At 32.7% G+C, this 11260-nt stretch carries 10 protein-coding genes and 1 pseudogene; 1 reads left to right on the top strand and 10 read right to left on the bottom strand.

Annotated features, from left to right (window positions below):
- Positions 1 to 225 precede the first annotated feature (225 nt).
- From AZF08_RS24795 to AZF08_RS24775, 5 genes are all read right to left on the bottom strand, one after another.
- Entirely contained in the window at positions 226 to 1125 is a 900-nt protein-coding gene (locus tag AZF08_RS24795; protein WP_033675796.1) for a DMT family transporter, read from the bottom strand.
- Between the two features lie 438 nt (positions 1126 to 1563).
- The gene (locus AZF08_RS24790) at positions 1564 to 2727 is read right to left on the bottom strand and encodes a MalY/PatB family protein (protein ID WP_033675798.1); all 1164 of its coding nucleotides are present in this window, start codon (positions 2725 to 2727) and stop codon (positions 1564 to 1566) included.
- Positions 2728 to 2761: 34 nt separating this feature from the next.
- Entirely contained in the window at positions 2762 to 3799 is a 1038-nt protein-coding gene (locus AZF08_RS24785) for a cysteine synthase family protein (protein WP_033675800.1), read from the bottom strand.
- A 487-nt stretch (positions 3800 to 4286) separates the two neighbouring features.
- Positions 4287 to 4985, bottom strand: a complete 699-nt coding sequence (locus tag AZF08_RS24780; RefSeq protein WP_033675802.1) for an alanyl-tRNA editing protein — start codon at positions 4983 to 4985, stop codon at positions 4287 to 4289.
- A gap of 47 nt (positions 4986 to 5032) precedes the next feature.
- Positions 5033 to 5932 (bottom strand): GHMP family kinase ATP-binding protein, encoded by a 900-nt coding sequence (locus AZF08_RS24775; RefSeq protein WP_033675804.1) that lies wholly within the window; start codon positions 5930 to 5932, stop codon positions 5033 to 5035.
- 213 nt (positions 5933 to 6145) lie between these two features.
- Between AZF08_RS24775 and AZF08_RS32295 the strand changes: the two are divergent.
- A pseudogene (locus tag AZF08_RS32295) lies at positions 6146 to 6353 on the top strand (GntR family transcriptional regulator); the annotation flags it as partial.
- Between the two features lie 1078 nt (positions 6354 to 7431).
- Here AZF08_RS32295 and AZF08_RS24770 read toward each other — a convergent pair.
- The 5 genes from AZF08_RS24770 to AZF08_RS24750 all read right to left on the bottom strand — a co-directional run bounded on the left by AZF08_RS24770 (position 7432) and on the right by AZF08_RS24750 (position 11257).
- Positions 7432 to 8133, bottom strand: a complete 702-nt coding sequence (locus tag AZF08_RS24770; protein ID WP_051725822.1) for an ABC transporter ATP-binding protein — start codon at positions 8131 to 8133, stop codon at positions 7432 to 7434.
- Positions 8134 to 8853 (bottom strand): hypothetical protein, encoded by a 720-nt coding sequence (locus tag AZF08_RS24765; RefSeq protein WP_033675806.1) that lies wholly within the window; start codon positions 8851 to 8853, stop codon positions 8134 to 8136.
- Positions 8854 to 8970: 117 nt separating this feature from the next.
- Complete coding sequence (locus AZF08_RS24760; RefSeq protein WP_033675808.1) at positions 8971 to 9564, bottom strand: hypothetical protein; 594 nt, start codon at positions 9562 to 9564, stop codon at positions 8971 to 8973.
- Between the two features lie 279 nt (positions 9565 to 9843).
- Positions 9844 to 10506 carry a methionine ABC transporter permease gene (locus tag AZF08_RS24755; protein ID WP_033675810.1) on the bottom strand — a complete coding sequence of 221 codons (663 nt, stop codon included), beginning with the start codon at positions 10504 to 10506 and terminating at the stop codon, positions 9844 to 9846.
- The gene (locus AZF08_RS24750; RefSeq protein WP_051725824.1) at positions 10496 to 11257 is read right to left on the bottom strand and encodes a methionine ABC transporter ATP-binding protein; all 762 of its coding nucleotides are present in this window, start codon (positions 11255 to 11257) and stop codon (positions 10496 to 10498) included. The genes AZF08_RS24755 and AZF08_RS24750 overlap by 11 nt, the downstream gene beginning before the upstream one ends.
- Between the last annotated feature and the right edge of the window lie 3 nt (positions 11258 to 11260).

The following is an 11260-nucleotide window of genomic DNA, read 5'->3' as shown; positions in this document are numbered from 1 at the left end:
AAGCAGCTAACATAAGCTAACTGTTTTGATTAGAACAAGCCTCATAAGAAAATTCTTGAAGAGGGTGGAACACGTCATTCTCATCAACTTTAGTTTTGGATAAAGAGATTATACTTGTTTTTTATGAATTTGGAAAAATTTTCAGATGTGGCGGTTCATTCACCGAATCGTTCACATACCCCTATATGGGGAATTAAGAGAATTGAAAGAAAATAAAAATACTCCTTAACTTACAATTTCCTCTTTTGAGTCGTGTGACACCTTTTGTTTCTTTTTCATTTTCACAATATAGATCCCAACTAGAGAAATTAACATCCCCATTACCTCTACTATTGTAAGCTTCTGAGTAAAAATAAACCATGCATATATTGCAGCTACGATTGGTTGTAATAAAACTAATATAGAGGATAGTGCAACATTAACTTTACCCAAACAAAAACTCAGTAACCCTTGCCCTAAAATTTGCGAAAAAATAGCTAAACCTATTAAAGGCATCCATTCTGAAGAACCACTTGGGAAATAAACTCCTTCAGTAAAAAGCATAGCAATGAAAATTGTTACTGCACTTCCAAAAGCACTCACAAACATAATAATACTAGCGCTTACTCTTTCTCGTACTTTATATACTGTCAATAAAAAGAATGCATAGAAAAAAGCAGTTACAAAAGCCAGCATGTCTCCAAATAAATTATCCATTGTTATTACTGCTTTACCACTAACTAAAACAATTACCCCAGATATTGTAATTATAGATCCTATGAAAAATGTACGTGTTATCTTTTCTTTAAAAATAAAAAATGAAAACGGAATAATTACTAGGGGCACCAAATTAGCTAATAAATTAGCATTTGCAACACTAGTATAATAAAATGATATGTTCCATAAAATTAAATCACCTGCTAAAAATACACCTGCTAAAAGTATTAATAAAATATCTTTCTTTGAAACTTTATTAAGCTCTTTCCATACAAACGGTAATAAAAGAGGGATAGAGAGCAATACACGATAAAAGCCTGTATTAATTGGCGGTAAGTCACTTAGCTTCACAAAAATACCACCTGTAGCTAAAAAACAGATAGCTAAAAATACTAATAGTATATATTTCGTTTCATTATTTCTTATCATTTTTTTCTCCTACTGTAACCCCTAAATAAAATTGAACACTTTTTTAACAGGAGACTCGTCAACAAAAAACAGTAAACTAAGTATGTTCCTTAAACAACTGTTTTAGAAAATATCTGATTTATTTGGTACTGGTGGGTCACCCTCTTAAAGTAATTACTATATTTTTTTAAGATCAATTAGTAAATTAAATCCGTTTGGTGGTGTAACCCAGTAGAAAGGATTTTTGAAAGAGGGGCAAACATAATATCCGCCTTTAGCTAAGCAAGGCTACTCAACATATCTAACCTCATAGATTATAATACCCCTCTTAAAATTTTCAAGCTAGATAACACAGTACTTGAACTTATTTATAATAAGCTTTTCATTATTAATCAAGAATATGTGTTCAAAGTTATTAAGGAATTACGTTTTATTCTATTAATTTTTACAACTTTTCACTTATAACGCCTTACGTATTCGAGATAAACCTTCTTCTAAAGTAACCCTAGGACAGGCAATATTCATTCTAAGAAATCCTTCACCATTTTCGCCAAACATAGAACCTTCATTTAAAGCTAATTTAGCTTTTTGGTACATCCATTTTTCTATATTCTCTTTATTCATCCTTAACCCTCGGAAATCCAACCAAACTAAATATGTTCCTTCAGGTTTGATTACCTTCACTTCATTTATATGTTGCTTAAAATAATCAAGTAAAAAATTTAAATTTCCCTCTAAATAGATTAATAATTGATTTAGCCACTCTTCACCATGGTTATATGCAGCCTCTACTGCCGTTATACCAAAGAAACTTTCCGAATGTAACGAAAGCATCTTTAACTTTTTTTCATACAATGCCTTTATATGAGGATTTCGAATGATTAGATTACATGTTTTTAATCCTGCAAGATTAAATGTCTTACTAGTAGAAATACATGTTATACTAGTACTTTTCAATTCTTCAGAAATAGATGAAAATGGTACGTGTTTATTTCCTTTATATATTAAATCACAGTGAATTTCATCTGAAATTACAATTATATTATGTTTAGCACATATTGCCCCTAGTCTCTCCAACTCTTTTTCATCCCATACTCTCCCAACAGGATTATGAGGATTACATAACAACATTAATTTTACACTTGAATCTATTTTATCTTCTAAATCTTTTAGATCCATAGTATATCGACCATCTTCTAGAATAAGATTATTCGTTACTAATTTTCTGTTTTGTTGAATAACTACATCATAGAAGGGATGATAGACAGGAGATTGAATAATCACTTTATCTCCTGGCTTAGTTAAACAAGAGACCAAAATACTTAACGCTGTTACTACCCCTGGAGAATGTGTTATCCACTCTTTTTTTACTATCCAGTCATGTCTTCTCTTCAACCAGTCAATTATCGCAATATAATAGGAATCAGGCATTATTGTATAACCATATATCCCATGTGTAGCTCTATTTATAAGTGCATCAACTACTGCTGGGGATGACATAAAATCCATATCAGCCACCCACATTGGTAAAATATCTTCTGTTCCAAAAAGGCTTTTGGACTGATCCCATTTATAAGATGCTGTATAAAATCTATCGATTTGTTGATCAAAATCAAATTTCATAAACTTTCCCTTTCAATTTAAATTTTTCAGATAATTACAATGTGGGTATCTTATTATCTTGTAAACTAGCATAAGACCAGGAAGTAACCGTCGTTCCATAAGAAACTTTTTTAGGTTGTTCAGGTAGGAAAAGATTAGTCATACCCTTTTCTTTACGATATTCCTCATTATAAACTGTTTTATAATAGCGATCCCCTCTATCTGGAAAGATAGTTAGAATATTCGTTTCTTCTGAACATCTACTACTTAAAAATCGTGAAACTGCATATGATGCCGCTGAGCTATTACCTGCAAATATCTTTTCACACTCAGCTAACTCTAAATTAGCTGCGTAACATTCTTCATCGTTTAACCAATGAACTTCATCAATTATTGAAAAATCTACATTTTTTGGAACAACACTATTTCCATGCCCTCCTTGTAAGCGTCCTGGAATATCTGGTTGATTAAAAATAACACTTCCTACCGCATCAACTGCTACAACACGTAAGTCAGGATTAGCTTTTCTTAGAGCTCGTGCCGTTCCACAAAGTGATCCCCCACTACCTACAGACGCTACTAAAATATCAATATGCCCTAACTCTTCAAGAGCCTCATTTGCTAATGACTCATAGGCATTGGGGTTATCAGGATTTTCATACTGATGAGGACAGAATGCTTCTTTATTCTCCCTAAGAAGTTCATCTAGTCTATCAAGACGAGCACTTTGCCATCCTAAATGCGTCATTTCTGTAACTATTTCCAATTTACAACCAAGTGCTTTTAATTTTGCAATAGTCATTTGATCAGTACGTTTGTCCGTTACAATATGAACCGGATGACCTAAATAGGTTCCAACCATTGCAAGCCCCAATGCCATGGTCCCCGAAGAACTTTCAATAATTGGAGCACCATCTTTTAAAACCCCATTCTTTTTCGCCTCTAAAATTACTTGCTTTGCGGCACGATCCTTCATCCCAAAAGGATTTAGCATTTCTAATTTTGCATAAACTTTCCCTCTAGCTGAAGAATCTAATTGGAGTTGTACTAACGGCGTGTTTCCAATAGCATCTACTATGTTTTCTCTTAGCATCATTAATACCTCTTTCCACTTTAAGATTTAAATCAAGCATTATTAATAAGTACCTAATATTATCTTAATAAATTTAGAATTAACTTCATCTTCTTTTCTAACATCACTTCTAATATTCCTGATAATAAGATTAATCCTTTACCTAAAATGCTACTGAAATACATGGATTGACAAAGGATTAAACTAGTAAAGATGCTGCAATTAAAGGATTAATTTCAATCCTACTTTTTAACAGCTTTGACTTTTCCCCAAGAAGAAATCTTGTAGTATTTACTAATCCAGCAACAATAAGAATTCTCCATGGCTGAATAGTTAAAGTTGATACACTATTTCCTATTTGCAGTGATTAACGCTTCTGCATAAAAGAAACCTGATATTACTCGTATTACAAAGTCCTAGAAATTTGCACTTTCAACTCCTCTTTCTGTAACAACAAAAGTTATATAGAAGTGAATGAACTAAAGAAAGTTTCTCTAAATTATTCAAATTAATCTCTTTCTCCAATTTCTAAATATATACGCTCCAAACTTTTCCCTCTCGAGTTTCTTCTTACAGAAATTTCTCCGATATCTCCAGTCTGTCTAACATGTGTACCACCGCAGGGAATATGCATATCGCCACAAATCCAATTTATTGCTTCTGGTTCCTCATTTAATGGGATATTTTTAATTGGAATATTATCTTTAACTATTAAATTTGCGAACTTCTCTACTTTATCTAACCCTTCACGATCAAGACGTTTATCAGGACTATAAAAATCAAATCGAGCTCTATCTTCTGCGATATGACAACCTTTAACATACATCTTCCCAAAAACTTTAAATGTATAATAATAAACTAAATGTGCAGCAGAGTGCATTCTCATCAACATGTGTCGTCTATCCCAGTTAATTTTCACCTTAACTTCCATTCCTTCACGTAGTCCCTTTACCGGTTCTTTTAAAATATGAGCTACTTCTGAACCAACCTTAATTATTGGAAAATCAGAATGATAAAACAGGTTTCCTCCAGTCTTTTGTGTATCAATTACTTCATTTCCTTCAATCCATCCTTGATCTCCAAGCTGTCCTCCACCTTCTGGATAAAAAACAGTTTGATTCAAAAAAATTTTATTACCTTCTATTTTTGTTATGATAGCGTTACATTCCTGAAGATAAGGATCTTGGAGATACAATTTTCGAACCATTTTACACACCCCACTGAAATTTATGTATTTTTCTATAATTATCCTATTTACATATTAATTTCTCTAATAGTTGCTTCTGGGAACATCATTGAAAGGCGACTTTTTGCATTCTCAATTTTCATTTCATCATTAGCATCAAACAATAAAGAAAGAATTGAACCACTATGAGCCACCGATATTCCGTACGCCCCTAATTCAGGAAGAATATTCAAAATATCATTGAATTCTCTTTTATAATGTCTACGTTGATTAATCTTGGCACTTATTGTAGTAGCATGTCCCAATAGCCCAATATCTTGGTTTTTGATCCCACGAGTCGCTAAACGGTAAGCTTCCAAGATTTGTTTCATCTCATTAAATGTATAAGGTACCCTTTTAAAACTAACTGTATCTACGGCCTCCCCATTATCAATAATAATCAAGCGCATAGACATTAAAGGTCCTATATCTTCAAGCAACCTACCCTTAAAAAAATCATACACTACTGATGATTGATACATTACACCATCAGATGGTTCAATAGATGTACAAATATTTGATATTTCCCAAGGTCCGATAGGATAATTACATAAATTTGAAATAGCCCGACAAACTGCTATAATGTCAGCTGTACTACTAGCCATCCCTTTACCTTCAATTAATTCTGACTCAATTTTAACTGTAATTCCTAACTTCTTATCGACTATCCCCAAATTTCTTAATGAGCTTACTAATGTTTCTGCAGCTTTTACAGCTTTATTTTTATAACTAGGAATTACACTTATTTCCCCTCCACTTATAAACTTAGCTTCAGCGCGAGCATATAGTGGTATAGGAAATGTAATCATAAAATTTTGATCATTAATGCACCCTTGAACGAGCTCTCCACATGTACCACAAGAGATTCCAACACCTGTTGCAGAGATAGTTTCGTTTATAATTGAGGCATTTCCTCTACTAAAAGTCATTTATATCTCCTCCTCTCATTTGTTGAGTCAGATTTGTTCATTTGAGATAATAAATTTTGGTTCTGTTTGAGAATGCCATTATTACACCTAAATCTTTCCTTTCGTAATTAGCATAATGGAATTGGTAGGATATGAAACCAGCCAATTTTCCAGTTTTTCCACCCAACCAATTTGAGAAAATTAATTTTCATAAGCGATATGGAGGCGTTTTTTATAGAATGGAAAGTAAATAGCGAAAACAAAATCCCAATATATTAGTAAGTTGTTGACTATATTGAACGACGTATTACATATGGAGAGCTTCCTACCCTCAGAACGAGAATTAGCTACGTAGTTAAATATGAACTAAAGTACTGTCATGACTACTTATAATGAATTGCGAGCAATGGTGATTTTAGAAAATAGAAACGGAAGAGGCACATGAGTAAGTACGCAAATGTGAGGCGTATTTCCCTCGCTATATACGAGAACAGATACAACAAAATGAAAGCATCATTGATTTTGCAAACAGAGAACTCGGTTGTAATCTCTTTCCTCATAAACAACTACAAACAAATTTGTGCAAACAACCTTTGACGCAGTCATTAAGTTATGAATAAAAGGTATCCCATCAGTAAGTGTTTTTAGAGGAAGTAATATTCAAAAAAGAGACTAAATCTCAATTTAGTCCCTCACCTTTCTCTATAAATGACTTATAGGTTACTCACTTAGCGGTTTGAAGCTTGAACATATCATCAAATAAATTTGCATCGTTGTATAAAAACATCATTATATCAGCTAACAGTTACTTAATACTTTTTCCCTTTGGAAACATAGATTTGTAGTAATAAAAGATCTAAGTTTTAGTGAAGAAGTTTTGTTTGTAGCAAGACCTTTTATTATGTTATGGTTTGATTTCACGAACTTTTAACAGAATATTCTTTATATTTTTTATAAAATATAAACTTTTATCTTTATCAAAGGAGATATAACACTTAAAAAATGTCAATAAAAAGTTGCACTATGGTTGAGTTATTGTATTGATTTTGGGTAATAGGCTTATTTTTTGAGTGACAGGTCAACCATATTCGAACTCTCAATCTATTGATGAATATATCCATGATTATGGTTTGTCAATGTCTGGAGTTTCAGGGGGGATTCAGCAGCTACCCTTATTGCTGGATTAACGATGATATTTATCGGAATGTTTATTGATCGGTTTGGACAGTGAACAATGATGGTAATCATTGGGCGTTATTAGGAATGTCATGGTTCTACGACAGTTCGGATATAAAAGAAAAAACAATAAAAATGTCAATATTACTGAAGAAAATTTTTGAGTTTATGGAACAAAATAAATTATAGTCCAATTACAAATCAGAATAACGCTATACAGCAACTAGTGTAAAAATAGGTTGTGATTGGAAATGAAAGTAAGTCTATGGCCTGTTTTTACACTTATCTCGGCTGAACCCCCAAAAAAAGGCGGACAGTTATCTGTCCACCTTTTTTGTCCCTCTTTAGTAAGTTAAGGATTCTTTCTTATTTTCAACATGAGTGTTTGTATTATCATTTTTTATTATTTGATGTTTAATCACTTTTCCATTTTCTAATGTAATTAATTCATCACAAATTGTTTTTAAAAACTCTTGGTCATGGCTTGAGATAAGAATTAATTTACCCTGTTCTCGATATCCTGTAAGATATGAGATTAGTCTTTGAACAGATTGCTCATCTAAAGCATTTGTTGGCTCATCTAAAATGAGTATATCTGGTTTTTCCATAATAGCTTGAGCAATAGATAGCCTTTGTTTCATACCTAAGGAATACTTGCGGTATTTTCGCTTATCTGCTGGATCTAACCCCACAAGTTTTAAGGCATCATTAATCTCATTTTCTCCTATAACTTTTTTAATCTCTGAAAGTATTTTTAAATTCTTGAATCCTGTATACTGTGGGAGAAACTCAGGCATTTCAATTACTACCCCTATATTTTGTGGAAATGATAATTCTTTATGAAGTTCCTGGTTATTTATTTTAATGGTGCCAGATGTAGGAATCAACAAGCCACTTATTGCTCGAAAAAGCATACTCTTTCCTGAACCATTAATTCCTTGAAAAGCATAGATTTTCCCACTGTTTAGCTGTAGAGATATATTTTCTAAAATGTTAGCTTCCTTTTTAACCTTGGTTAATTCTTGAATTTCTATTGTTACAGACATTTAATTCTCCCCTTTCATATTTGCTAGTAAATCCTTTGTTTGTAGATACCTAATGACAATAAAAATCATAATAGTTAAAGCACATACATAAATACATAAAACCATAATTTCATTATTTGTAAAAAGAAGATCATGATGTGGCGAGGTATTAAAAAGAAAATAGCCTAACAAAAAAGGGTTAGGAATAAAAATGGCTAGTCCTAAATAAAACATCATACATAACAGACTAAAAGCTGGCTGAAGATAAACCGTGATAACTGTTTGTAAAACAGCAATTATTACAGAAGCTATAATGAAGCGAATCAAAAGGATTACATTAACCATTGAAAAGATTGTCTCGTTCGTAAACAGAGAGATAAAGAAGGTGTAAATAATAAATAACACAACAAAATAACTAATACTTAAAAATGCATGATGTATAAGTTTTCCTAAGAACCATTGAACTTTTGAGTGACTTCTAATCATGGATATTGTACTGGCATGCTTTATTTCTCTATGAATATAATTAACATGAAAAATAAGAAACAGTATGACGATAAAAAGCCATTTATAAGGTAAGGGGAAAACCGCATAATCAAAAGTCTTTTGCCATATTGTCAAATCCTCATTCTTCTCTAAAGATAATACAGAAATTGTAAAAAGGAAAATGGAAATAGGGAGTAAGTAAAACCATTTCCACTTATTCATACGATAAATATTTTTTAAATCATATAAAAACATGACTTCTCCCCCATTTATTCAAAGCGTTTTATAAAAAATTGTAGTAGTAAGTACATACAGAAAAATATGATTAATAGATATCCAGTATTGGCAAGTAAAAAAAGAAAATTATATTCTTTATCTATAGAAAAAAAATGCTTGTTTTGTAAGAATTGAAAACGGAAGCATATAGTCTAAATGAGGTACTGTAATACACACAAAAATCCCTATCCACAAACTATGAAATAATAGCTGTGATAATAACATGATTTCAAAAAGGATGCCGAAAAATAAAAGCGCATTCAATAATAAAGCTAGTATACTTAAAGACATATGTGAGAAATTATTTACAGGTACACTTAGTACATTTGAATTTAATAAGAATAACTCAACCCCATAAGCTATTAGTAAAAACAAACAAAAGATCGATACGACTATTAGCCCTAATCGTACATAGTCCTTTACAAAGTCTAAACGGTTTTTATAACGGTACATAAGAAGGGAACGGATATCAAGTAATGGTGAAAATGCTATAAAGCATATATAGAAAATCACAATTACATGGATTGTTGGGTATTGTAAAAAAAGGAAAATTCCTTGCATCCAATTGGGATCTATTACATAATTTTTAATATTTAATGGTAATGTATAGCAAGCTGTTATGAGTAAAAGTAGAAATACAGCTAGGAAACGCCACTGCATTCTAATCATAATTCCCTTAGAATTTTGCATGTTTTCTCATCCCCATATAACTCCCTATAAAGCCAAGTGACCCCATGTCCTTCAACTTAAGCATTTTATAACGCCCCAAAACAAAAAAATGTACATTTTCACCTGAAGATGCCAATTTTCTCGTTTTGGGGTATTTGCTTTTCTTAGCTAGATGGCAATGTAGCGGTACCCCTAAACGGCCTATTTTTTGGGGAATATTTTAATTTTTTATAAATAATTCAGCTCTATTTCAAAACTACAATAAAAGGCTCCGGTATATCCCGAAGCCTTTTTACATTCTTACCTTTTATCAATTTTTGCAGCAATCCTATTTCCAATAAATTGAACAGATTGCACAAGGATCACAAGCATAAGCACTGTCACAACCATAACATCTGTTTGGAAACGATAATAACCAAAACGAATAGCTAAGTCACCAACACCTCCTCCTCCGACAACACCAGCCATCGCAGAGTAAGAAATGAAGCTTACAGTTAGAACGGTTAAGCTTAATACAAGACCTGAACGTGCTTCAACGAGTAACACTTTCCGTACAATTTGAAGCGGCGTCGCCCCCATCGCTTCTGCAGCTTCAATCACTCCTTTTGGCACTTCACGTAATGCTTGTTCTACAAGTCTTGCAAAATAAGGGATTGCTGCGACTGATAAAGGAATCGTTGCAGCAATGGGACCAATTGTCGTTCCTAATAGCGCCCGTGTAAGCGGCACAAGAGCTACTAATAAGATAATAAATGGGAATGAGCGAATAATATTTACGATGCCATTTAAAACGCGATGGACAATATTTTGTTCCAGAATTTGTCCTTTACTTGTAAAATATAAAATTACACCTAAAGGAACACCTAAAACAATTGCTGCGCCAACTGAAAGTCCAACCATTAATAATGTTTGCAAAAGTGATGTCCAAATCTCTGGAAGCAGTGGGATAACATTATTGAACATGTGCAATGCCCCTCCCTTGCTCTACACCTAATAATAGTTTCGCAATTTCTGATGTTGGTTTTAATTGGTGATCATGTAAATGGAATGATTCAACAACTTCTCCTTCTTCCATTATTGCGACTTTATTACAAATTTGTTTAATTACATTCATTTCATGCGTTACGATTACGATCGTAACTCCTAACTCTCTATTTATCTTTTGTAAGAATTGCAAAATAGACAGTGTTGTTTTCGGATCGAGCGCCGATGTTGGTTCATCACAAAGTAATACTTTCGGATCATTTGCTAATGCACGCGCAATGGCAACACGTTGTTTTTGTCCACCACTTAGTTGTGAAGGAAAATGTTGTGCTTTATCACTCAAACCGACAATTTCTAAACATTCTCGTACCCGCTTTTCTCTTTCTTCTTTCGAAGCTGATTTCAATTCTAACGGTAAGGCAATATTATCCGATACATTTTTATTATGAAGAAGATGAAAGTGCTGAAAAATCATACCGATCGATTGTCTCGCTGTTCGTAAGTCTTTCTTGGATAATTGTGTTAAATCTTCACCATTTACAATGACTGCGCCAGAATCTGGTTTTTCCAACAAATTCATTGTACGTAATAATGTAGACTTTCCGGCACCACTTAACCCAGCAATCCCATATATATCATGTTCTTCGATTTGTAAAGAGACTGATTTTACACCGTGAAATAACCCTTCTTTCGTTTGAAAGGTTTTATTTATATCACGTAACGTTATCATTTT

This window comes from Bacillus gaemokensis (assembly GCF_001590835.1).
Taxonomy (GTDB): Bacteria; Bacillota; Bacilli; order Bacillales; family Bacillaceae_G; genus Bacillus_A; species Bacillus_A gaemokensis.
This window is presented reverse-complemented; position numbering and strand designations above follow the sequence as displayed.

Coding starts and splice junctions, on each gene's coding strand:
- AZF08_RS24795 (WP_033675796.1), bottom strand. CDS start 1,125: ATGATAAGAAATAATGAAACGAAATATATACTATTAGTATTTTTAGCT.
- AZF08_RS24790 (WP_033675798.1), bottom strand. CDS start 2,727: ATGAAATTTGATTTTGATCAACAAATCGATAGATTTTATACAGCATCT.
- AZF08_RS24785 (WP_033675800.1), bottom strand. CDS start 3,799: ATGCTAAGAGAAAACATAGTAGATGCTATTGGAAACACGCCGTTAGTA.
- AZF08_RS24780 (WP_033675802.1), bottom strand. CDS start 4,985: ATGGTTCGAAAATTGTATCTCCAAGATCCTTATCTTCAGGAATGTAAC.
- AZF08_RS24775 (WP_033675804.1), bottom strand. CDS start 5,932: ATGACTTTTAGTAGAGGAAATGCCTCAATTATAAACGAAACTATCTCT.
- AZF08_RS24770 (WP_051725822.1), bottom strand. CDS start 8,133: ATGTCTGTAACAATAGAAATTCAAGAATTAACCAAGGTTAAAAAGGAA.
- AZF08_RS24765 (WP_033675806.1), bottom strand. CDS start 8,853: ATGTTTTTATATGATTTAAAAAATATTTATCGTATGAATAAGTGGAAA.
- AZF08_RS24760 (WP_033675808.1), bottom strand. CDS start 9,564: ATGCAAAATTCTAAGGGAATTATGATTAGAATGCAGTGGCGTTTCCTA.
- AZF08_RS24755 (WP_033675810.1), bottom strand. CDS start 10,506: ATGTTCAATAATGTTATCCCACTGCTTCCAGAGATTTGGACATCACTT.
- AZF08_RS24750 (WP_051725824.1), bottom strand. CDS start 11,257: ATGATAACGTTACGTGATATAAATAAAACCTTTCAAACGAAAGAAGGG.